The following is a 23,553-nucleotide window of genomic DNA, read 5'->3' as shown; positions in this document are numbered from 1 at the left end:
CACGATTGGCTCTATACCTATTCGCTTTTTTAAGTAAAGTGAAAGCAAATAGATATATACCCAAATTGATATATGCCAAATCGGTAATATGGGTGTAGGAGATAAAATGAAAATAATGAAATTAACATTAGCAGCATTGCTGACAGCCTCGCTTGTTGGCTGTGCATCTTCCCCAACAACAGAAATGGTAAAAGACATCACCGTTACTCAGCCGGCTTGTTGTAGTTCTTACAGTGAGTTTGCTTGGATCCCGATGAGTGGCGACAGCATTGATTTTGCGGTAGATGAATATTCACAAATTGGTGAATTCCCTGAAGGTAAAAGTTACTTCGCAGGATTCGTTCTACCTGAAAATGTTGAACGTATGCGTGTTGACCTAAAAAGCTGGATGCGTACATCAGGCGTTTTTGCACCAAAGGTGCTACTGCTTAGCCCAACATTCCAGGTAGTAGAGTCTTATGAGCTGACGGACTTTGATTTTAAACCTTCATCACTATTTCAGCTAAATAGCTACCATAAGCGTTTTGAGATGAACCAAACGACGACTCCATACATGGTCGTTTATTCACCGCTTGAATACCGCGAAGGCCAGATCGAGGTACCACACCCAGAGCGTATTCGTGCTGAGGAGTTAGGCATGGCTCGCCCGATGGTGACCGACCCTATCATCCAGCACCAAAAATTCGGCTCTCTTGAGCTAGACATGAAGCCAACGGCGTTGCGCTCATACCGAGCGAGTGACGCACCTAAAGCGACAGTTGTTACCCAGCCAAAACCTGCAGTAGCAGCGGCGGCGCCTGTTGCGACAACGACGGCGACAGCTGCAAGCGTGGCAGTTGCTGCGCCTTTATCAGCTAAGATGCTGCCTGAGAGCGAAGCTTTCTATAACAGCCAGATTAAAGCTGCAGTTGAAAGCAATGATATGCAAAAAGCCCTTACCCTGATGGAAGAAGCCAAGCGTGCAGGTTCAAGTACAGCAGAAGCCACCTTCCTTGAACTGATTAAAAAGTAAGGCTGTAGTTTTAACAATACCCACTAGTCAAGGTGTTCTTCGAATCCTCACCTTGTTGAACATTGGGTATGTCGGGCAGACAGTCGTCTGCCCGTTCTCTTATCTATTATCTATATCGATTCTATTTGCATGTATTGAGTTAATTTCATGACAGATTCTAAGCATTCATCCGCTATCAAGCGCACGACAAAGCAAAACAAAGAAGTGGTTTACCAGGTGTTTACACGCCTGTTTGGCAACACCAACACGACCAACAAGCCTTGGGGGACGTTGGAAGAAAATGGTGTCGGCAAGTTTGCTGATTTTACCGATAAGGCATTGAGCGAAATTAAGGCTCTAGGGGTAACCCACATTTGGTATACAGGTGTTCCTCACCATGCCTTGGTGCGTGATTACACTGAGTATGGCATCGAAGATGATCATCCAAGTGTGGTAAAAGGCCGAGCAGGCTCTCCCTATGCCGTGAAAGACTACTATAACGTCAACCCTGACTTGGCCGTTGACCCGGCAAATCGCCTCGAAGAGTTCAAGGCGCTTATTGAGCGTTCCCATCAGCAGGGCCTGAAGGTCATTATTGATATTGTGCCGAACCATGTCGCAAGACGTTATCACGGCCTGACTAACCCTGAAGGTGTAGAAGATTTCGGTGCATCTGATGATTCCAGCGTTGCATACCACAAAGACAACAACTTTTATTACATCCCTGGAGAGCGTTTCTCAGTACCTGAAGCGGAAGGTGGCTATCAGCCGCTTGGCGGGGAAGCGCATGCATTGCTAGCGACGCCTTTCGAAGAAAACCCAGCCAAATGGACGGGGAATGGCTCGCGATTGGCCCAGCCGGAATTTGATGATTGGTATGAAACCGTCAAGGTGAACTACGGTATCCGCCCTGATGGCACAAAAGATTTCGATGAGCTGCCTGCTGAATTCGATAAGCAAGATCATGCAGCCCATTTTGCCTTTTGGCAAAACAAAGAAGTGCCGGACTCGTGGGTGAAATTCCGGGATATCGCCCTGTATTGGCTGGCAATGGGAGTTGACGGCTTCCGATATGATATGGCCGAGATGGTACCAGTGGAGTTCTGGAGTTACATGAACTCATCGATTAAACAGGTTAATCCAGAGGCCTTCTTGATGGCAGAGGTTTACCAACCGGATCTCTACCGCGATTACATTCACCTCGGCAAAATGGATTACCTGTACGACAAAGTCGACTTATACGATACGCTCAAGTTGGTCATGCAAGGCAAGGGCTCAACGGATGCTATCGTGGATGTTCAGGAGCAGCTGATGGATATTGAACACCATATGCTGCACTTCTTGGATAACCACGACGAGCAGCGGGTTGCCAGTCCGGAATTTGCAGGAGATGCCAATAAAGGCAAGCCAGCTATGCTGGTATCTACCTTATTGAGCACGTCACCAACCATGATTTACTTTGGTCAAGAGGTTGGAGAGCCAGGCGCTGAGGATGCCGGCTTTGGCTTAGCTTCCCGTACGACTATCTTTGACTATTTCGGCGTGCCCCATCATCAACGTTGGATGAATCATGGTGAGTTTGATGGCGGTCAGTTGACAGAAGAAGAGCGTAACCTACGTGACTTCTACCAACGATTAATGAACTTCTCGCTCAATAGCTCAGCCTTAATGGGCCAATACCAAGAGCTACATACTCACAACCGTCAGCAAGGGGTAGGGTACGATGATCAGCTGTTTGCCTTTAGTCGATTCGATGATAGTGAGAAGTTGATCATGCTGGCCAACTTTTCTGATATTGAAAAAGGGCCGGTGACGCTGTCACTGCCTGCAGCTTTGATTGAGTTGTGGCAGTTGGCCGATGGTGAGTATGCATTAATTGAACAGCTTTATCAGGCAGCGAATACCGTGTTGGTGGTTGAAGATGGGCAAGGGCGTATCATGTTGGATGTGAAGCCGCTTGATTGTCTGGTCTTGTCATTGCCTTCAAACTAATTGCATCGCTATCCAAGCTACAATTTAAAAAGGTCACAGTATGTGGCCTTTTTTGCATCAATCTGGTGTATTTTCCCCTCACGGAAAAAGTATAAGCGAGATCACAAAAATAGTTAATGTTTGGTAACATCAAATTTCTTAAGAATATCAATTTGTCAGCATGTATTAGCCTCAAAGCAATAGGTTGTATGGTACAATTTGAGTTACCAGATTGTTATTTGTTCTTGCTGTGGGAGAAGTCTATTGAGCACAGAATTGGTATTGTTGGGAATGGCAACCTTGATTGCTATCGGGATCCTACTTCATCAGCCATCAAAAACCTTGGGTCTGCCTTCATTGCTGATCTTCATCGGCGTCGGGTTATTGTTTGGTAATGGTGAACTTAATTTTGTTTATGACGATTTGGCATTAACATCTTTCATCGGCTCGTTAGCCTTGAATGTGATTGTTTTTGTTGGTGGCTTGAACACCTCTAAAGCCAGTATAAAGGTGGCTTACAAAGAAGGAGGGGTGCTTTCCACCATTGGGGTGCTATTTACTACCGCTATTTTTGGCGGGCTGCTCTTCTACATTACTGATTTTAATTTATTAACCTGTTTCTTGTTTGCTGCGGTCGTTTCATCGACCGATGCCGCTGCGGTGTTCTCTATTCTTGAATCCAAGAAGCTCAAACTAAAAGAGTCCACCGATACGATTTTGGAATTTGAATCGGCGACCAACGATCCGGTGGCGTTGCTGTTGGTAGCTATTCTCACCGAAATGTTGGTAAGCACTAACCAGCAAATAAGTGGTATCTCGATAGGCATCGAACTGGTTCAGCAGATTGTTGTTGGCCTTGGTGCAGGCTATTTGGTGGGTTGGTGCTGTGTATGGCTGCTCAATAAAATCAAGCTGGAAGAGTACGGCTTGATCCCGGTTTTTATCCTCGCTTGTTTCTTTATTGCCGCCTATGGCAGTGATTTGCTGGGCGGGAATATTCTTGTTTCTTCCTATGTGGCAGGTGTGGTCATAGGCAATGAACTCAAACGTGGTCGTGAAGTCGGTAAGCACTTCTTTAATAGCCTATCTTGGCTGGCCCAGGCGATGATGTTCATTATTCTTGGCCTACAGTTCTTCCCGAAAGAGCTGTTTGCCGACATGTGGTCTTCGATTCTTCCTGCTATCGCACTTATCCTAGTCGCTAGGCCGCTTGCAGTATTCTTGTGTTATCTTCCATTCAGAAAGGTATCGTTTAACAAGAAGCTGTTTATCTCAGCGATAGGCTTAAAAGGGGCAACACCGATTGTATTTGCTCTGATCCCGGCTTCTGCAGGTGTAGCGGGGTCTCAGATGATGGTTCACATGGTGTTCTTTATTGTCCTCATTTCCGTTGTTCTGCAAGGCTGGGCCATCGAGCCGTTGTCGAACAAACTGGGCTTAGTGGAGAAGTAAGCTCATCTATTATTAAGCCCCCTGTCAATGATAGGACCGTCGGGGGCTTTGCCACCGTACAGTAAACCCTCTGAGCCGGGTATGAAAATACCGGCTAGCCCCCTCTTTGTATCTGCAACATTTAAATCTTGCTGTTCAGCCAGAATATGATTCGTTCGGTCAGTACTGACTCCCTGAATGGGAGGATGCTTATTGTCATGCATAGGTGTTTGCCGTGAATATTTTATGGCGGTGAGTAAACATTTGAAACCTTGCCCGAGCGAGATTATATAGTTTCGTACTCTAACTAATTTTTCATTGTTATATTTGCCTATTATGTGATCTATGTCCCATTTTTCCTGGTTTTTTGAGTGTTTTGTTGATTTGTTACTGCAAAAGATGCTCATAATAAAAAGGAATTTAGTTAGAGGTCGAAAGGATTTTTGATGATCACATCTGCTCCATGGATGTCCTCGGCAGGGACAATAGTAGACTTGGGTCCGGAATGGACTTTTCGCGAGCCTAGCCGCCATGACGGTGATGATGTTTACCGACTCATTGCGGATTGCCCGCCGTTAGACATGAACTCTTCGTATTGCAATTTCCTCCAGTCAACGCACTTCAGCAAGACCTGTATGTTGGTCGAGCACAAAGGTGACATTGCGGGTTTTATTTCTGGCTATCAAAAACCAGACCAATCGAATGTGCTTTTTATCTGGCAAGTTGCCGTCTCCCCCGCTTTCCGCGGTAAAGGATTGGCATTTGATATGCTGGAAGCGCTTTTGAAAAGGGAAGGGTTGAGAAATATAACCACAATCGAAACCACGATTACCAAAGACAACAAGGCTTCTTGGGCATTGTTCAAAAAACTGGATGCACTCCACGGTAATTTTGGTGAGGTGACGGTTTTCCTTGATGGACAATCTCATTTCAAAAACAAGCATGATACAGAGTATTTGTATCGCATCCCTCTTAAATAATCCTCAATAAATAGGTATCAAAAACGGTCTTATCATGGATATTTTTAAAAAGCAGGAATCTAATGTTCGATCTTATTCAAACAGCTTCCCCGTTGTGTTTCGAAAAGCCAAAGGTTGCTGGCTTGAAACCGATCAAGGTGAACAGTACTTAGACTTTCTTGCTGGCGCGGGATCTTTAAATTACGGTCACAATAACCCAGTCCTCAAGCAAGCGTTGCTTGAGTACATCGAAATGGATGGCATTGCCCATGGACTGGATATGCATTCTGAAGCAAAGGCTGCATTTCTTGAGGCGTTGAATCGCATTATTCTTGAGCCTAGAAAGCTAAACTACAAAGTTCAATTCACAGGCCCTACGGGGACGAATGCCGTCGAAGCGGCATTGAAGTTAGCAAAAAAAGTCAAAGGTCGAAGTAGTGTTGTCGCGTTTACCAATGGCTTTCACGGTTGTACCGCAGGTGCATTGGCCGCGACAGGAAACCAACACCACAGACAAGGTTCAGGCGCCAGCCTGGATAATGTTACCCGGATACCTTTCGAGGGCTATGCCGGTGTTGATGGTCTTAAATTGTTTGAAACCATGCTCGATGATAATTCGGCTGGCATGGATAAGCCGGCAGCCGTGCTGTTGGAAACCGTACAGGGTGAAGGTGGACTCAATGTCGCTTCGGATCAATGGCTACAGAAACTCAGCAAAATTTGTAAGTTACACGATATCTTGTTGATTGTTGACGATATTCAGGCAGGCTGCGGCCGTACTGGTACTTTCTTTAGTTTCGAACCATCAGGCATACAGCCTGATATTGTCACGCTGTCGAAATCGATAAGTGGCTATGGATTACCGATGGCGGTCGTGCTGCTTAAGCCAGGGCTTGATCAGTGGAAGCCCGGTGAGCACAACGGTACTTTCCGTGGTAATAACCATGCATTTGTAACCGCAGCAATGGCGTTGGAGATCTACTGGTCCACCGATGATTTTACCACGCACATCCAGCAATGTTCGCAGCAAGTCAATGAGACCATCAACCGCTGTATTAAACGTTTCCCCGAGATGTTTTTGCGGGGCAAAGGTCGCGGCATGATGAGCGGTATCGAATGTAAAGGTGGCGATATTGCGGCTGAGATCACAAAAGCGTGTTTTGATAACGGCATGGTTATTGAAACAGCGGGTCCTGATGATGAAGTCGTCAAATTTTTCTGCCCGCTTACCATCACCGAAGAAGAATTGACCCAAGGGCTGAATATCTTCGAAGCTGCGGTGGAGTCGGTGGCGGTTAAATTTTTCAAACAGGTTTCATAGCAGGGATTAATGATGATTGTAAGAACATTAGAACAGTGTCGCAACAGTGAGCGACGGGTGGTTGCGGATAACTGGGAAAGTGTCCGTATGCTATTGAAAGACGATAATATGGGGTTTTCTTTTCATATTACGACCATTTATGAGGGGACTGAAACCCATATCCATTATCAAAATCACTTGGAATCTGTTTTTTGTATGAGCGGCACGGGGGAAATTGAAGTGGTGGATGGGAAAACCTACCCAATAAAACCGGGTACTCTATATATTCTAGACAAACACGATGAACATTTTTTAAGGGCACATAAAAATACAGACATGGTGATGGCCTGCGTATTTAATCCCCCTGTCACGGGGCAAGAGGTGCATGATGAAAATGGTATATATCCCCTCGTAGACTAAATGTATCAGGTGTTCTTTTGTCACTTGGATATAAAGAACGTTGAGGTGCGTTCGCACCTCATATTCAATTAATTGTTTCTTCACCCCCCAAAATATAAGGCTGTTTCATGACTTTTACCGTAGAAAAAATCGGCGGTACATCTATGACTGCATTTGATGCAGTGCTCGACAATATTATTCTTCGTCCTAAAGAACCCTATAATCGCATTTTTGTCGTTTCGGCATACGGCGGCTTGACCGATGCGCTATTAGAAGGCAAGAAAAACAGAAAGCCAGGTGTTTATCAGCTTATCGCCCAGCGTGATGAAAAATGGGAAGAGGCTTTGTCGTACGTTGAAAATCGTATGTTGTTGACAAATGACAATATGTTTGCCGATCCTGTGAATCGCATTCGGGCAGATAAGTTTATTCGCTCGCGAATTGCCGAAGCCCGCAATTGTATTTCATCTATTTTGGAAACTTGTCAGTACGGACAGTTTTCGCTGCGTAGCTACCTACCCCAAATAAGAGAGTTTTTATCCTCGATAGGGGAGGCGCATAGCGCCTTCAATACGGCACTCAAACTTAAAAATATGGGGATCAATGCCAGGTTTGTTGATTTATCGGGCTGGGATGAGCAGCAGCCAAAGGCCTTGGACGATGCTATTCGTGACGCTTTTGCTGATATCGATGTGACACAGGAGCTACCGATTGTGACCGGTTATGCATATTGCAAAGAAGGGTTGATGCAGACCTATGATAGGGGCTACAGCGAAATGACGTTCAGCCGGATCGCGGCGATTACTCAGGCCGAACTAGCCGTTATCCATAAAGAATACCACTTGAGTTCTGCCGACCCGCGTCTTGTCGGTCCTGAAAAAGTGCTCCCGATCGGCAGCACCAATTATGATGTGGCTGACCAACTGGCAAACTTAGGAATGGAAGCCATTCATCCCAATGCTGCAGCAGGGTTGCGTGAAAGTGGGATTGAACTGCAAATCAAGAATACCTTTGAGCCGGAGCACAAGGGCACCTTGATTTCGCCTAGCTACCGGCCTGAGACAAACAAAATCGAAATTATTGCTGGTAGGCAGAAGGTATTTGCTTTGCACGTGTTTGACCAGGCTATGGTGGGTAAGGTTGACAATGTCAGTTATGAGTTGATGGAGATTATCTCAGACGCGCGCGTTAACCTGCTGGGGAAAGAGATGAACGCCAACTCTATTACCTATTATCTGGGCGGAAATTCAGAGAGTTTGAACAGTGTTCTCTATCAGGCAGAAAAACGGTATCCCAATTCTTTGATTTCAGGACGGATGGTCGCGTTGATTTCAGCGATTGGTTCCCAGATCGATACCAACAAGGCATTGGCTCAGGGCGTCCTGTCTTTAATGAACCAAGGGGTAACACCGATCGCTATGCATGCTTCTATGCGTAATGTGAATGTCCAGTTTGTCGTAGGAGATAAAGAGTATAGACACGCGATTTGCGCGCTTCACAATGAATTTTTTGAACGTGATAGTGGATCGGTAATCGGGCACAAGGTGGCATGATATCTACAAAATGTGTTCAGTTTCACAGTGTTGAGTTTAAGTATAGGGGGGAGTAGGCCGGGGGAGGATGCTCATCAGCAGTGGGAGGAGGAAAATGCTCGGGTCGAATAAAAATAACTTGGAAATAACTATGAAACGTGTGATGAAATCGTTCGCTCTGTGCTCTCTGACTGCTGCTCTTGCTTTTCCAATGGCGGCCTCTGCCATGCAGGAAGGTGAAATTCTTATTTGGATCAACGGCGACAAAGGCTATGAAGGCCTCGCTGAAGTAGGCCGCCAGTTTGAAGAAGACACCGGGGTGAAAGTTAACGTTCAGTACCCTGAATCACTGGAAGCCAAGTTCCAGCAAGTTGCGCCTACAGGCGGCGGCCCTGACATCATCTTCTGGGCTCATGACCGTTTCGGAGGTTATGCTAAATCAGGCCTGCTGACTGAAATCAAACCGTCGCAAGAATTCAAAGATAAGCTGGTTGACTTTAGCTGGGATGCGGTGACTTACGAAGGCAAGTTGGTGGGCTACCCAATCGCACTAGAATCACCGTCACTTATCTACAACAAAGATCTACTACCTGAGCCGCCGAAGACTTGGGAAGAGTTGTACGAGATCGAAAAACAAATGGCAGCCAAGGGCAAGAAAGCCATCATGTGGGATGTGAAGAATGCGTATTTCACATGGCCAATGATTTCTGCAAATGGCGGTTATGCATTCAAGAAAACGGAAACAGGTTTTGACGGTAAGCAAATTGGTATTAACAACGAAGCCGGTGTTGCTGGCCTGAGCTTCTTGGTCGATTTGTCTAAGAAAGGTGTTGTGTCAGCGGATATGGACTACGCAGTATCTGAATCTGAATTCAACAAAGGTAACGTAGCAATGACTATCAACGGTCCATGGTCTTGGGGCAACCTTGAGAAGTCTAAGATCAACTACGGCGTTGCAGTATTCCCAACACTTGATGGCGGTAAATCTAACCCATTCGTCGGTGTATTGAGCGCGGGTATCAACTCTGCTAGCCCGAATACTGACCTGGCGGTTGAATTCCTAGAGAACTACCTGATCACAGATGAAGGTTTGGCGAAAGTGAACGACGACAAGCCTCTGGGCGCTGTGACGCTGAAATCTTTCCAGCAGGAGCTTTCTAAAGACAGCCGTATTGCAGCCACAATGACCAACGCTGAAAACGGTGAAATCATGCCGAACATCCCTGAAATGACGGCTTACTGGTTCGCTGAAGGTGCAGCAATCGAGAATGCCCTTCTAGGCCGTCAGACTGTTCAGGAAGCACTGGATACGGCAGCTTCTCAGATCCGTTAATCTAACTGAATACCGATACATGTCTGGAAACCAATAGACATCTAAATAACGCGCAGCTCATCTTGATGAGACTGCGCTTTTTTGTCATTTACGATGACCCAAGGAAAACACGTGAGCACAATTGAACAAGCGCCTTTTACTGAGCAGTTATACGTTAAAGGGACATTCAATGGCTGGGGTGACGACACACCAATGGCGTATATTGGTGAAGGCTGTTACCAAGCTGTAGTTTGCTTTTCTGCCGATCTTCATAATTTCAAAATATCTGATCAACAAGGCTCGGAGGCACTGAGCTTTGCAGCCGATAAATACAAAGCAGTTGCTTGTCAGCTGAAGCAGCCACAGACGCTGATCCCAGCCAAGGGGATCGGCAATGACCTTACCTTTATGGCACCAGACACGGGTTTATATACCCTCTCTGTTACTGTTTCCGATGAGAAAGTTGAAATGGTAATTGAGGTTGGTGGTGAAAACCTCGATAGTGAGCCGAACCGTGCACTGTTCAACGCAACTTTCTCGGTTAATACCGCGAAAGGGGAAGTGATCGGTAAGGGTAACAAGGTGCTCAGCCCTGATGCGTTGTTTGATGAACTTGCTATCTCAGTTGATCAGAGTGCTCCATTTGTCTTTGGCGACAACATCGATGGTTATTTTGATGGTGTGACCCACGGTTATGTTGCCGCAGGAAAGTACCGCCACAAGCAAGGTTGGTATCTCGGCGCTATGGCCTCATTTGTCGGTGGCGTGCTTAACGACAAAACTACCGCCAAAGAGGCTCGTATCTACCCGTATGGAGTGACCCATAGCTTTGAAGCCGCTAACGGTAATGACATTGAGGAAACCTTTATGTTGTTTTCCGGCCAACAAAGCCGCCAGCGAAGCGCTGCTATTACGGTGAAGTCTGAAGAGCCTGCTATTTTGTCGATAGCGCCCCAGCTTAACTTAGCGATGGATAGCTCATCAGTGACAGCATTTGAAGGCGGGGTGGTGTATGCACTGTCAGAAGAGCTTCGACAAGCAGGTACGCCATCGTTTATTGCCCTTTGTGCTGAACAGTCTTTTTCGTTCAGTGAAACGAGCTTTGGTGAAACGCCAGCACTCAAAGACAAGGTGCACTTGAGTGGCCACCATGTGAAGCCGTTGCTAACGACCTCTGCCCCTCAAACTGAGATGACTGTTTATCTGGCTTTTGCTGAGACGGAAGCAGACGCGGTCGCGCATGCTCGCTCATTGGTCGAGCAGGATGGGGTGAGTATTCACTTGCAGCAGGTTTATGACATGCTGACCAATTCCTATGTCTGGACATCAGATCGCGAATATAACCGTGCTTTGATGTGGGCGAAGGCTGCTGGCAAAGTGTTTGTTTCGACCGAGTTTGGCAAGGGCATTTGGGCTGGCCTTCCATGGTTCAAGGACTGCTGGGGGCGTGATTCCTTTATTGCTGTACCGGGTATTACCTTGGTCAATGGTGATTTTGATGATGCCAAGACCATTATCGATAATTTCGCGTCGATGCAGTTGGCAGATGAAACCAATGTGAATTTTGGCCGTATTCCTAACCGTGTCACCAGCCTAACCAATATTATTTACAACACAACCGACGGTACCCCGTGGATGGTACGTGAGGTGTGGGATTATTTGCGCTATAGCGGTGATAAAGACTACGCCAAGGCTATCTATCCTGTGGTGCAGACCTATATTGCAGGTATCGAAAAGCATTACCTGGATGATCATGGGCTGATGACTCACCGTGATCCGGATACCTGGATGGATGCCAAATTTGAGGGCAAACTGCCTTGGTCGGCCCGCGGTACTCGTGCGAACGATATCCAAGCGCTTTGGTATACCAGCCTGTTGGTGGCTGTTGAACTGGCGAAGCTGACAGAAGATAAGCAGAATGTAGAGCACTATCAGCAGATGGCTGGGCGGGTAAGTGAAAGTTTCCAGAAGTTGTTCTGGGATCAAGACCAGCAAAAACTGGCTGATCGCTTGTATAGTAACGATCAGCGTGATCTTCAGGTGCGAACTAACCAGTTGATGACGGTAACGGTGCCGTTTGATAACGGGCTGTTGGACAAAGCGATTGGTGCAAAAGTGGTGAAGAATGCGGTCAGTGAGTTGCTGTTCCCTTGGGGGATCACCTCGTTGTCGCAGTACGATCCGATTTTCCATCCTTACCATGCCAACCGCGAGGAATACCATAAAGATGCTGCCTACCATAACGGCACCATTTGGGGGTGGAATGCGGGTTTCACGGTTTCAAGCCTAATTGAATATGGCTATGCCGATTTTGCCTACCAGCTGACCAAGAACCTGTCCGATCAGATCTTATACCTCGGTCATCGTGGGGCTATGAGTGAAAACCTCGATGCATTTTTGAATGAGCAGGGGGGGCTAACCACAACCGGTACCTATGCCCAAGCGTGGTCTGTGTCTGAGTTTACCCGTAATGGCTACCAGGACTACATCGGCTTCAAGCCGGAGTTGTTATCGGGCAAGGTTGTTTTGGCGCCATGCTTGCCGTCTAGCTGGCAGCAGTTTGATGCCGAGCTTCGTTTTGGGCAGTCCAATGCCCTGTCTGTAGCTTACCAGCGTACTGAACAAGGCTTGCAGCGATTCGAGCTTGCCTATATGGAAAGTGTCCCTGTACAGCTTGAGCTTCACTTGATGGCAACAGACAAAGCGAAGTACCAGCTAGTGCTGGAAGCTGACGAACTTCCAGCTACGATCGAGTTTGATCCTGCCTGTGTATCGGTTGTTGTTGATGGTCAGGTTCGTGATCTTGTTCTAATACAGCCAAGCTTTGCGCCAGTTATAGGTGATCTTGCTTTCGCCAAACCGGATCATTCATTGGTTTTCCCAGTGCTACAGGGACAGCACGTGCTGCAGCAGCAAGTTGAGGGGGCCAATCTTGCTCTGGCGACGGACTAATTTCGCTGGGTTCTAATAGGAAAAGGAAAGCGCTGCAGAAACGCAGCGCTTTTTGTTTGGTCGTCGGTTGGTCAGCTAAAGGAGCAGCATGATTGTTAGTCGTAATCCATATAAGTACGCCCCTCTAGGGAGTAGGGCTCGTTGTCATCGTATAGGTTACGCTGTCCTCTAAGCTTTTTGATCTTGGCCTCAAGGGCTTTTGCCTCTTGATAGTTACCCTCTTGATAAGCTAGGTGGATGCGTTGTTCGATATCTTCGATCCTATCATGGCTGCTCATATAATGATCCTCCATTTGAAAGTCATACCTGCTCAGGGAAGCACTATCGCGGTTGAATGATTACCCGAACGAGTAGTGGTACAACCTACTTACCGTTTCATTTTCAGTGTAGGAGCGCTTTTACTCCTGTTCCACCTGATAACTCCACTAAGGACGATTTGGATCATTTTTGGTTTAAATTTTTATTAGGTTGGTAAATCGCTGTGCCCAGGCCATTTCACTGTGAATACCGCCATGATCAACATTGAACTGACAAGTTATCTGGGGAGATTTGAGGCAGAGGAGCTCTGCAAACTCAACGGCAAGATCATGGTAAAGCGCCTGGAATGCTTCAATAGACGGGTCACTGGTTTCATTGGTGCCAATGTCCATGTAGATATCGATAGGATACTCGATGAGTGTTTTCTCAAGGTAGGCTTTCATTGCCTCTGGTGCGAACCAGAAAGCTGGTGAGAACACGCCAGCTTTGGAAAAGGTATCTTGGTATTTCAATACTGCATAGAGGCTGATAAAGCCTCCCATTGAGCTGCCAGCTATGGTAGTTGATGCCCGTTCTGGCTGGGTTCGGTAATGGTGGTCAATGAAAGGCTTGAGGGTTTGGACGATAAAATCGCAGTAAGCCTCTCCTTCGCCCCCTTGCGGCTCAATTGCTTGCTCCCAGCTGGACAGTGTTGCGGATGGGGCGAATGCCCAGGGTGAGTATTCATCCCGCCGGCCGAGGTGGCCACGGCGTTGGGTGCAATCAATAGCGACTACAATGAATCCTGTTGATTCGCCGTTGGCCTGAAGCGCATCTAACTGCTCAGCGACTTGCCAGCTAGCGCCGGCAATGCATAGCTCGGGCTCAAAGACGTTTTGGCCGTCATGCATATAAATAACAGGATAGTGTCGTGTGCTGCTCTTATAGTCTTCTGGCAGATATACACGGACATGGCGCTGGCGATTTAATTGCGGGATATCCATATCCTCATGGACAATCATTCGAGCGGGGTCATAGTTTTTTTGTGTTGGGTTAAGAGTCATAGATCTTCCGTTGACGAAGCATAAAAAAAGCGCTGTTGGTTTTAATCAACAGCGCTTGCTTGTTTTCAAGTGATTTAAAGCCACTTGATTATTCGAGGGGGAAACTGGTTTCCTTATACACCCGGCTCTTTGTACAGGCGGCGGCATGCTCTGCCATCGCTGTGGAACAGGTGACAGCGGTGCGCTGGGATATCAACTTTGAATGAATCGCCTGCATCAACGTTAATGGTATCTGGACGGCGGTAGATGAAATCGGCATCCATGTGCTCAAGGCGCAGGTAAGCTTGGGTTTCGTAACCTAGTTTCTCTACAACCTGCACAGTACCGTCGATGGTGGCATCACCTTCACCTTCTGGTAGTAGGTGCTCAGGGCGAACCCCCAGAGACATACGGTCGCCTTTGGTCACTGTTGTACCGTCAACAGGGATCCAGAATGCTTTGCCGTTTGCCATTTGTACCATCACGCGGTCTTCTTCAACCTGCTCAATGAATACACTCATGAAGTTCATCTTCGGTGACCCGATGAAACCAGCAACGAAGCGGTTCTGAGGGTAGTGGTATAGCTCAAGAGGTTTACCAACCTGAGAAACATAACCACCGTCCAGCACAACGATCTTCTGTGCCATGGTCATTGCTTCGATCTGGTCGTGGGTTACGTAGATCATGGTACAGCCAAGTTGCTTGTGAAGCTTGGCAATTTCGATACGCATCTGAACGCGAAGTGCAGCATCAAGGTTAGAAAGCGGTTCGTCCAGTAGGAAAACGTTAGGTTGCGATACCAAGGTACGACCGATAGCGACACGCTGGCGCTGACCGCCAGATAGTGCTTTTGGCTTACGCTCAAGAAGGTGACCTAGTTGAAGGATTTCCGCTGCGTGGTCAACTCGGCGCTTGGTTTCATCCTTGTCGGCTTTTGCCAGCTTCATGCCAAAAGACATGTTATCGAACAGATTAAGGTGAGGGTAAAGTGCATAAGACTGGAACACCATGCCCACACCGCGCTCTGACGGTGGCACGTCGTTCATGCGTTCTTCGCCGATGTACAAATCACCTGAAGTAATGTCTTCCAGGCCTGCGATACAACGTAGAAGTGTTGACTTACCACAGCCTGATGGACCTACGAAGACAACGAACTCACCTTCAGCAATATCGAGATCAACGTTTTTGGAAATCAGGTTATCTCCATATGCTTTACATACATTTCGTAAAGTAACACTCGCCATCGAGCCTATTCCTCTAAGTTGTTGTTGCCAGCAAGACCTCATCTTAGTAGGGCGTGGCCTTGCAGGTAAAGAATTTTTCCGTGTAATTGAAGAAAAATCGGGTAGAGCGCGATTCACTAAGGAATCGACGTCTACCCTGACAAAATCCAAATTATCTACTTCCCCAAGAAATAAAATGGTGCTGTCGTCTTTATAAAAGAGTGGTTAGTGCAAAAGTGCATTACCTAAGAAAAAGAACAGTGTCTTCAACTACCCAGTGGGTATGGTTGTATTCTTGTCGAGAAAACACGCGGAAACATCCTCCTTATCAATAAATAAAAAGGGGGATGAGGGGGGGAGGAGTGTTTAGATCACACTTTGTTATTCAAAGGGCTGAAGGACTGTTTTATTCCCTATAGTATGTGCGCTGTATCACAATCACACGTCGTTATTAGATCTGCATCACTAAGCGAAACGACGGAGATCACGCTTTTCACACTTAGGGGGTGGGGGCGTAGGACACAGGATGATGCCGAGTGCTTGATACTGTTGGAAGATACAGACTGAAATTTGTATCGCAGAGAGGCCTCTGTAATACAACCAATAACAATCATGAAGGATGTTAATAATGAAGAAAGTCCTCAGCACAGTCGCATTATGTACCCTTGCTGCTCTTGGTTCAGTATCTGCGCATGCAGCGATTGAAGAAGGTCAACTTACCATTTGGATTAATGGTGACAAAGGTTACAACGGCTTGGCAGAAGTAGGTAAACAGTTCGAAGAAGACACTGGCGTAAAAGTTACTGTCGCTTTTCCTGATAACCTTGCAGAGCGTTTCCCACAGGTTGCTGCAGCCGGTGATGGTCCTGATATCGTATTCTGGGCGCACGACCGTTTCGGTGGCTATGCGAAAGCTGGCCTGCTAACTGAAATCAACCCAACTCAAGAGATGAAAGATAAGATCATCGACTTCACTTGGGACGCGGTTTCATACGATGGCAAATATGTCGGTTACCCTGTTGCTGTAGAAGCTCTTTCTCTGATTTACAACAAGGATCTTGTTCCAAACCCACCTAAGAACTGGGAAGACATCGAAGCACTAGACAAGAAGCTTCAGAAAGATGGCAAGAAAGCGATCATGTGGAACCTGAAAGAACCGTTCTTCACATGGCCAATCCTAACTGCTGACGGTGGTTATGCCTTCAAATTCACTGCGAACGGCTACGACGTTAAAGACGTAGGTGTGAACAACGCGGGTGCGAAGTACGGCATGAACTTCATCAAGTCTCTGGTTGATAAGAAAGTTATCTCACCAGATATGGACTACAGCATCTCTGAAGCAGAGTTCAACAAAGGTAACGTTGCAATGACAATCAATGGCCCGTGGTCTTGGGGCAACATTGAGAAGTCTGGTATCGATTACGGTGTAACGCTACTTCCTAAACTGAACGGCAACCCGTCTAAACCTTTTGTTGGTGTACTAACTGCAGGCATCAGCGCAGTTTCTCCTAACAAAGACTTGGCTGTTGAGTTTATTGAAAACTACCTACTAACTAACGAAGGTCTGGCGAAAGTTGACGCTGACAAGCCTCTAGGTGCAGTAGCACTTAAGTCTTTCCAGCAGAAGCTAGATAAAGATACCCGCATTGCCGCGACAATGGATAACGCAATGAACGGTGAAATCATGCCAAACGTTCCTCAGATGACTGCTTTCTGGTACGCACAAGGTAACGCTATCCAGAATGTTGTTGACGGTCGCCAGGGTGTTGATGACGCTCTAGACGCAGCAGCGGGTCACATTCTTAAGTAAAACGTTTTACGGGGAGGGGTAACTCTCCCCATCTTTATTTGTCATTTTGCTAGCAAGGAGCTGAGATGCAGTCAGTTCAAGGTGCAGAACTTCTCGATTCACCTCAGGAAAGTTCGAAATTAAATTATCGTAAGTGGCTAAAATGGTCACTGCTAGGCATGATCGGTACGGTTAACGGTTATGCTACTGTCTTAATGTACGCACAGGGTGAGATTCCCTTCGCGCTTCTTACCGTTGTTCTCACAGCTCTTGCTCTTTATATCTTTGGTAGTAAGAAAACCTACGCTCATCGCTACATTTATCCTGGTGTCGCCGGGATGATTATTTTCGTTATTTTCCCACTGATTTATACGGTTGGATTGGCCTTTACTAACTACAGTGCTTCCAACCAGTTGTCTCTAGAGCGTGCGCAGACTGTTTTGCAGCAACGGTCTTTCTTGTCAGGGGAAAGCTACGGTTTCGATCTGTACAAGGTTGAAAACGGCCACCAGCTAATCATTAAAGCCGATGGTGACCTATTAGCCTCAGATGTATTCGATATTTCTAATCCGCCTGCTGAAGAATACATGAACCTGCGTGAAGTTGATGCGGTTCAGGGTGAGAAGGAAATAATCCGTACTATCGTGCAAAACCGCTCTAACCTAAACAAGGTTGAGCTGGAAATGCCTAGCGGCGAACACATCCGCATGAGTGGCTTGCGTAAGTTCGCGGCTGAGACTCCGCTCTTCACTCTTCAGGAAGATGGCGAGTCACTGCTAAACAACCAGACTAACCAATTGTTCAAGCCAAACTACGAGATTGGTTTCTACCAGCCCGTTGATGCCAATGGTGAGTTTGTTGAAAAACCAATTTCACCTGGATTCGTGGTTGGCGTTGGCGCGGCTAACTTCGAGCGTGTGCTAACTGATGATGGTATTAAAGAACCGTTCCTTGGCATCTTCGTTTGGACAGTTGTCTTTGCCTTCCTTGCTGTAGCCCTGACACTGGCTCTGGGTATGATCCTGGCTGTTATCGTACAGTGGGAACCACTAAAATTCAGTGGCGTTTACCGTGTATTGCTTATACTTCCATATGCGGTGCCGTCGTTTATCTCGATTCTGATCTTCAAGGGTCTGTTCAACCAGAGCTTTGGTGAAATAAACATGCTGCTTGAGGCCATGTTCGGGATTAAGCCATCTTGGTTCTCAGACCCAGTAATGGCTCGAGTGATGGTCGTTTTGGTTAACACCTGGCTTGGTTTCCCTTACATGATGATCCTATGTATGGGTCTGTTGAAGTCGATTCCTGAAGATTTGTATGAAGCGTCTGCCATTGATGGTGCAGGCCCTATTCAGAACTTCTTCACTATCACGCTACCAATGTTGATTAAACCGCTAACGCCGCTACTGATTGCAAGTTTCGCGTTTAACTTCAACAACTTTGTTATGATTCAGCTATTGACCTCTGGTGGTCCGAACATGGTCGGCACCTCAGAGCCTGCAGGTTACACTGACTTGCTAGTAAGTTACACCTACCGTATCGCGTTTGAAGGTGGCGGTGGCCAGGACTTCGGTCTAGCCGGTGCAATCGCAACAGTTATCTTCCTATTGGTAGGTGGTATGGCACTACTTAACCTGAAATTTACCAACACTAAGCTTGAGCAGGACTAAGGAGAGACGTCATGCCAATGGTTCAACCTAAGTCATTAAAATATCGGGTATGGGCAACACACATTGGATTGTGTTTGTTCTTGGCGGCAACGATTTTCCCGCTCCTGATGATTGTTGCTATCTCCCTGCGTGAAGGTAACTTTGCAAGTGGTGAGCTGATCCCAAGTAACCCAACCTTAGATCACTGGCGATTAGCGCTTGGTTTCTCGGTGACTAACAGCGACGGTAGCGTGACTCCACCACCATTCCCTGTCCTACTATGGCTGTGGAACACGGTGAAAGTGGCAGGTATTACTTCTATTATCATCGTAGCGCTTTCAACAACCAGTGCTTATGCGTTTGCTCGTATGCGTTTCAAAGGCAAGAGCACTATCCTGAAAGGGATGATGATCTTCCAGATGTTCCCTGCGGTACTTGCTCTGGTTGCGTTGTACGCTTTGTTCGACCGTTTGGGGCAGTACATCCCATTCTTGGGACTAAACACGCACGGTGGTCTGATTTTCTCTTACCTTGGCGGTATTGCCCTGCACGTTTGGACAATCAAAGGTTACTTTGAAACGATTGATGGCTCGCTGGAAGAAGCGGCAGCATTGGATGGTGCAACACCATGGCAGGCATTCCGCCTGGTATTGTTGCCACTTTCAGTGCCAATCCTTGCGGTAGTATTTATCCTGTCGTTTATCGGAGTGGTAACTGAAGTACCGGTAGCATCACTGCTACTGACTGATGTAAGTAACTACACCCTGGCTGTTGGTATGCAGCAGTACCTATACCCACAGAACTACCTATGGGGTGACTTTGCAGCGGCCGCGGTACTATCGGCAATTCCAATTACAACCGTCTTCCTGCTGGCGCAGAAGTTCTTGGTTGGTGGCCTGACTGCTGGTGGTGTGAAAGGTTAATTCCCATTTAGAGTCCATGAGATTGGAAAGCAAACCGGATGCTAAGGCATCCGGTTTTTTTATACCTAAAATGAATGTGGTTTTTGGTTAAGGTTGTACAGTGGTTTCTCATTAGTAATACGAGACAACTGATATAACGCACTGGAAGTAGCACATTGCTTTTACTTCAGGTAATACCTGCTACGCTTTAGAAGTTGGTTTACGTTGTGAATAAACCCAAACACGTGGAGGCTTCTAATGAAAAAATTGCTTGTTCTGATGATGCTTGCTTTTTCTGGATTTACTTTCGCTAATTCTTCATCCGGCCATGGTGGTGGCAGTACAGTTACAGCGCCACAAATCATATGCATGTATGAAGGGAAGATACTTGGTGTAACCGCTATTCCTATCTATGAATGTACTAAGTTAAAAAAAGAGATGAAGGAAGGCGCGAATAAGTAATACGGCCTCATTTTTATAAAAGTGATCATCATTATGGTCACTTTTTTATTTATAAAACTAAAAGTAATTATCAAACTACTCGGTTGTTTTTTCATGCATTATTGCGTTGATATTTGATTTTATATTGTCAATTTAATCAAAAACATAAATCTTGAATAAATGATGAATTTTAGTCATTTCCGCCATCTTATTTGTTTCACATTTCGGTAGGGGCTGATAGAATCATTCTAGTGGGGTATAAAAAGCACCTCATAAAATAATAACAACACGCTTGTTTTCACTTAGGCAAGCGACTCCCGAGTTTAGTGCCTAACAATGGTTTGGCCGCCGATCTGTTAGGATAAGCTAGGCTCCATACATCATTGGCGTTGCTGCATAGCTGGGCTTACCTTTGCAAAAAGAGTAAGTTTTATTGGTAACCAAAACCCGACCTACCTGTTCGGGTTTTTTTGTATCCCATTTCACCATTAGAAACACAGTTCTCTGATAGGTCCTGAATGGTTGAGGTTAGTCTGAGATTGTAAGTTTTTTAACTTAAAGTCATGAGCCAACGACTAGGCTGATTGACTCAGCCTAGCTTGCTATTACCTATTTCAAGAACGGGAAAAGCCGGGCGATTTCTTCATCGGTTAAGCTTTCAACCCGCTCGATGTTTCGTTCTGGGATCCCCTCCGGATCGGGGTAGTGCTTAAGGACTTTTTCCATACTCTCTTCGCGGATCAGGTGGAAAATCGGGTAGGGCGAACGGTTAGTTAGGTTCTCGGCATCATCAGGCTGGGTACCGTGGAAGCAGTAGTCAGGGTGGAAGCTTGCAACCTGGTAGGTGCCTTGATAACCCATTTGGAATAGCAAGGCGTCAACAAGATCAAGGTACTGGTTATAGTCAGCAAAGTCCTCGAACAAATGAGGTGTAACAACCAGGGTTGTCTCTAACTCTTTAACGGGTGTGCTGTCGAGTTTCTTGAGCTGGTGATAGATCTCTTCAAGCAATACATCTTCATCATTCGCTTCAGAGATGAAGATCTGAATCTGCTTGTTACGGTTAGGCTTGGCTGCAAAGGGGCAGAGGTTGAGTCCGATGACGACATTTTCTAACCACTGCAGGACTTGCTGGTGGACGTTTTCGATGTTTAGATTATTCATAGCTGACTTATTGTTAGGCCACTGAGCAATGTGGCATTTATTATCTAATACGGAAATTATATAAAAAGGGCCAGCAAGCGCTGGCCCTTTGAGTCTTTGGCTGAGAGCTTATTATGCTTCAGCGGATTCTTCAGCAGGTGTATTCTCTGCTTCTGGTGCCGGGAATTGCTTAACAGGCTTGGCAACTAGCTGGCGAGTTGCTGTACGCACTTCAGCAATGTTCACTTCAAGCTGATCACCAAGCTGGTACTCTTTCACCTTGTCGATATTCACGATACCTAGTTCACCGTTGCACTCGATGCGCTCTTTGTTATCGAGGATCAAAGGCGCAGGGATGAACGCGGCCGCCCCGTTTTCAAGCAAACGAACACGCATGCCTGCACGGTTGATATCGAAGATCTCAGCGGTGAATACGGTTGCTTCTTTCACAGCGTCTTTCAGCAATCGTACATATAGCCAATCAGCAACATCACGCTCGGCCATACGATGGTTACGGCGGTGAGTCGCGATCTCTTCACCCACCTTGTCATCAGGTGTTTGACTTGGCTCTTGGCCAGAGATAACGGCTTTAAGCAAGCGGTGGTTGATCATATCGCCGTATTTACGGATTGGTGATGTCCATGTGGCGTAGACATCCAAGCCCATCGCGTAGTGCGCCGCTGGCTTGTTACCCACCTCACTGTACGCTTGGAACTTGCGTAAGCGGTTGTCCAAGTAAGTCGAGTCTTGCGCATTCAGCCAGCGGCGAAGCGCACTGAAACCGTCTAGAGTTAGCAGTTGCTCTTTTTCAAATGGCGCTTCGGCGTTGGTCAGGAAGTCCATCGCAGTATCCAGTTTTTCTGGATTGAAACCGTTGTGGTAGTTATAAACACCAAAACCGAATTTTTCTTGCAGAACACGACCAGCACAAATGTTGGCAGTGATCATCGCTTCTTCGATCATACGGTTTGCGGTACGGCGCGGGTCGGTGTGGATAGCAACAACGTCGTTATCTTCGCTCAGTTCGAAGCGGTAGTCGGGACGATCTGGGAACACGACTGCATTGGCGGCACGCCACGCGCTGCGAGCATTGGCAAAACCGTGAAGGGCTTTGATTTGCTCTAGGATAGTTTCGTTTGGTGTCCAGTTTTCGCATGCACCATTTTCAAGCAGATCAGACACATTGTCGTAAGCCAAACGGCCTTGTGATTTGATCCATGCTGCGAAGAAGTGGATGTCGTCTTGGATAACACCCTCTTTATCGATGCTAACGCGGCAACATAATGTCGGGCGTTTTTCATCTTCTAGCAGCGAGCATAGCTCATCGCTGAGCTCTCGAGGCAACATTGGGATGTTACGGCCTGGTAGGTAGATGGTGAAGCCACGCTCGCGTGCTTCTTTGTCCATCTTGTCACCCACTTCGATGTATGATGTTGGATCTGCAATGGCGATGGTGATTTCAAAGCTACCGTCTTCCTTGGCAACAGTGTAAATCGCGTCATCCATATCTTTGGTCGATTCACCGTCGATAGTGATGAATGGAAGCTCGGTTAGATCTTCACGCTCCAAGCCTTCTTCAAGCATTGACCAGCTCTCTTGTGGTGCTGGCTCGGCATTTGGCAGGTCGTGGCGAGCAAGCGTTACCCACCATGGCGCAATCTTGTCATTGCTGTCAGTGATCTTTTCTTTGATTTCACAGAAGAAAGTCTTGTTGTCACCGACCAATGGATGGCGAGTCATATTGGCAACAACCCAGTCGCCTTCTTTAAGCAACTCTGGGTTCAGACCTTTGACAGGGCGAGCTTTAATGGCATCTTTCAGCTGAGGGTGATCGGGAACAACATGCAGGCGATCACGGATAAGCTTTACTCGGCCAATAAAACGAGTGATGAACTGCTCAATCAGTTCCTGTGGTTCAGCAACTTCACGCTCCTTTTCGGTACGAATAACGGCTGTCACACGGTCACCGTGCATTACGTTTTTCATATAGTTAGGTGGAATGAAGAAGCTTTCTTTATTGTCGACTTCTAGAAAGCCAAAGCCACGGTCAGTTGCCTTGATGCTGCCTTCTTTTTTAGGAAGTGTTTCCTGAATTTGTTTTTTAAGCTGTGCTAATAAAGGATTATCTTGAAACATTATGCCCGGTCTCAGGTGGTTAACAGCCACACTATAAAGTTTTCAGGCCATAAAACCAAGTTTCAAGCCCGTGCTGACATCGGATTATCATAATTGAATAATGAGACGCTAGAGAGCGGGTGGCGTTTTATCGCTATTGGTTG

18 protein-coding genes are annotated in these 23,553 nt (G+C 46.7%); 13 read left to right on the top strand and 5 right to left on the bottom strand.

Annotated elements, in window-relative coordinates; all coding sequences use genetic code 11:
* Nucleotides 1-106 precede the first annotated feature (106 nt).
* The 9 genes from R2X38_RS15170 (at nucleotide 107) to R2X38_RS15130 (ending at nucleotide 12,847) form a co-directional block, all read left to right on the top strand.
* Complete coding sequence (locus tag R2X38_RS15170; protein WP_317523142.1) at nucleotides 107-1,012, top strand: MalM family protein; 906 nt, start codon at nucleotides 107-109, stop codon at nucleotides 1,010-1,012.
* A 147-nt stretch (nucleotides 1,013-1,159) separates the two neighbouring features.
* The gene (locus R2X38_RS15165; RefSeq protein ID WP_317523141.1) at nucleotides 1,160-2,983 is read left to right on the top strand and encodes an alpha-amylase family glycosyl hydrolase; all 1,824 of its coding nucleotides are present in this window, start codon (nucleotides 1,160-1,162) and stop codon (nucleotides 2,981-2,983) included.
* A 243-nt stretch (nucleotides 2,984-3,226) separates the two neighbouring features.
* Nucleotides 3,227-4,414 (top strand): potassium/proton antiporter, encoded by a 1,188-nt coding sequence (locus R2X38_RS15160; protein ID WP_317523140.1) that lies wholly within the window; start codon nucleotides 3,227-3,229, stop codon nucleotides 4,412-4,414.
* Nucleotides 4,415-4,839: 425 nt separating this feature from the next.
* The gene (gene ectA / locus R2X38_RS15155) at nucleotides 4,840-5,373 is read left to right on the top strand and encodes a diaminobutyrate acetyltransferase (RefSeq protein ID WP_317523139.1); all 534 of its coding nucleotides are present in this window, start codon (nucleotides 4,840-4,842) and stop codon (nucleotides 5,371-5,373) included.
* 34 nt (nucleotides 5,374-5,407) lie between these two features.
* The gene (gene ectB / locus R2X38_RS15150) at nucleotides 5,408-6,673 is read left to right on the top strand and encodes a diaminobutyrate--2-oxoglutarate transaminase (protein WP_317523138.1); all 1,266 of its coding nucleotides are present in this window, start codon (nucleotides 5,408-5,410) and stop codon (nucleotides 6,671-6,673) included.
* A 12-nt stretch (nucleotides 6,674-6,685) separates the two neighbouring features.
* Nucleotides 6,686-7,072, top strand: coding sequence for an ectoine synthase (locus R2X38_RS15145; RefSeq protein WP_317523137.1), 387 nt, complete (start codon nucleotides 6,686-6,688; stop codon nucleotides 7,070-7,072).
* A 107-nt stretch (nucleotides 7,073-7,179) separates the two neighbouring features.
* Nucleotides 7,180-8,604 carry an aspartate kinase gene (locus R2X38_RS15140; RefSeq protein ID WP_317523136.1) on the top strand — a complete coding sequence of 475 codons (1,425 nt, stop codon included), beginning with the start codon at nucleotides 7,180-7,182 and terminating at the stop codon, nucleotides 8,602-8,604.
* A gap of 130 nt (nucleotides 8,605-8,734) precedes the next feature.
* A complete protein-coding gene (malE, locus tag R2X38_RS15135; protein ID WP_317523135.1) occupies nucleotides 8,735-9,916 on the top strand; it encodes a maltose/maltodextrin ABC transporter substrate-binding protein MalE in 1,182 nt (393 codons plus the stop codon).
* A 111-nt stretch (nucleotides 9,917-10,027) separates the two neighbouring features.
* The gene (locus tag R2X38_RS15130) at nucleotides 10,028-12,847 is read left to right on the top strand and encodes an amylo-alpha-1,6-glucosidase (RefSeq protein WP_317523134.1); all 2,820 of its coding nucleotides are present in this window, start codon (nucleotides 10,028-10,030) and stop codon (nucleotides 12,845-12,847) included.
* A gap of 95 nt (nucleotides 12,848-12,942) precedes the next feature.
* Here R2X38_RS15130 and R2X38_RS15125 read toward each other — a convergent pair whose 3' ends face one another.
* The 3 genes from R2X38_RS15125 to malK all read right to left on the bottom strand — a co-directional run bounded on the left by R2X38_RS15125 (nucleotide 12,943) and on the right by malK (nucleotide 15,371).
* Nucleotides 12,943-13,125, bottom strand: a complete 183-nt coding sequence (locus tag R2X38_RS15125) for a hypothetical protein (protein ID WP_317523133.1) — start codon at nucleotides 13,123-13,125, stop codon at nucleotides 12,943-12,945.
* Nucleotides 13,126-13,299: 174 nt separating this feature from the next.
* Nucleotides 13,300-14,148 (bottom strand): alpha/beta hydrolase, encoded by an 849-nt coding sequence (locus tag R2X38_RS15120; RefSeq protein WP_317523132.1) that lies wholly within the window; start codon nucleotides 14,146-14,148, stop codon nucleotides 13,300-13,302.
* A gap of 113 nt (nucleotides 14,149-14,261) precedes the next feature.
* Nucleotides 14,262-15,371: a maltose/maltodextrin ABC transporter ATP-binding protein MalK gene (gene malK / locus R2X38_RS15115; protein WP_317523131.1), complete on the bottom strand. Its 1,110-nt coding sequence runs from the start codon at nucleotides 15,369-15,371 to the stop codon at nucleotides 14,262-14,264.
* Nucleotides 15,372-15,978: 607 nt separating this feature from the next.
* On the opposite strand from malK, the gene malE (R2X38_RS15110) reads away from it, so the two are divergent.
* The 4 genes from malE (R2X38_RS15110) to R2X38_RS15095 all read left to right on the top strand — a co-directional run bounded on the left by malE (R2X38_RS15110) (nucleotide 15,979) and on the right by R2X38_RS15095 (nucleotide 20,152).
* Complete coding sequence (malE, locus tag R2X38_RS15110; protein ID WP_317523130.1) at nucleotides 15,979-17,160, top strand: maltose/maltodextrin ABC transporter substrate-binding protein MalE; 1,182 nt, start codon at nucleotides 15,979-15,981, stop codon at nucleotides 17,158-17,160.
* Between the two features lie 65 nt (nucleotides 17,161-17,225).
* Entirely contained in the window at nucleotides 17,226-18,809 is a 1,584-nt protein-coding gene (gene malF / locus R2X38_RS15105) for a maltose ABC transporter permease MalF (protein WP_317523129.1), read from the top strand.
* Between the two features lie 11 nt (nucleotides 18,810-18,820).
* The gene (gene malG / locus R2X38_RS15100; RefSeq protein ID WP_107297074.1) at nucleotides 18,821-19,711 is read left to right on the top strand and encodes a maltose ABC transporter permease MalG; all 891 of its coding nucleotides are present in this window, start codon (nucleotides 18,821-18,823) and stop codon (nucleotides 19,709-19,711) included.
* A gap of 237 nt (nucleotides 19,712-19,948) precedes the next feature.
* On the top strand, nucleotides 19,949-20,152 hold the full coding sequence (locus R2X38_RS15095) for a hypothetical protein (RefSeq protein ID WP_317523128.1): 204 nt from the start codon (nucleotides 19,949-19,951) through the stop codon (nucleotides 20,150-20,152).
* A gap of 588 nt (nucleotides 20,153-20,740) precedes the next feature.
* Here the strand turns inward: R2X38_RS15095 and R2X38_RS15090 are convergent.
* Nucleotides 20,741-21,295, bottom strand: a complete 555-nt coding sequence (locus R2X38_RS15090) for a DUF1415 domain-containing protein (RefSeq protein WP_317523127.1) — start codon at nucleotides 21,293-21,295, stop codon at nucleotides 20,741-20,743.
* A 111-nt stretch (nucleotides 21,296-21,406) separates the two neighbouring features.
* Entirely contained in the window at nucleotides 21,407-23,410 is a 2,004-nt protein-coding gene (locus R2X38_RS15085; protein ID WP_317523126.1) for an exoribonuclease II, read from the bottom strand.
* Nucleotides 23,411-23,553 lie beyond the last annotated feature (143 nt).

Origin of the sequence: Photobacterium rosenbergii, assembly GCF_033022775.1 — a bacterium.
In the GTDB taxonomy this organism is placed as follows: Bacteria; Pseudomonadota; Gammaproteobacteria; order Enterobacterales; family Vibrionaceae; genus Photobacterium; species Photobacterium rosenbergii_A.
This window is presented reverse-complemented; position numbering and strand designations above follow the sequence as displayed.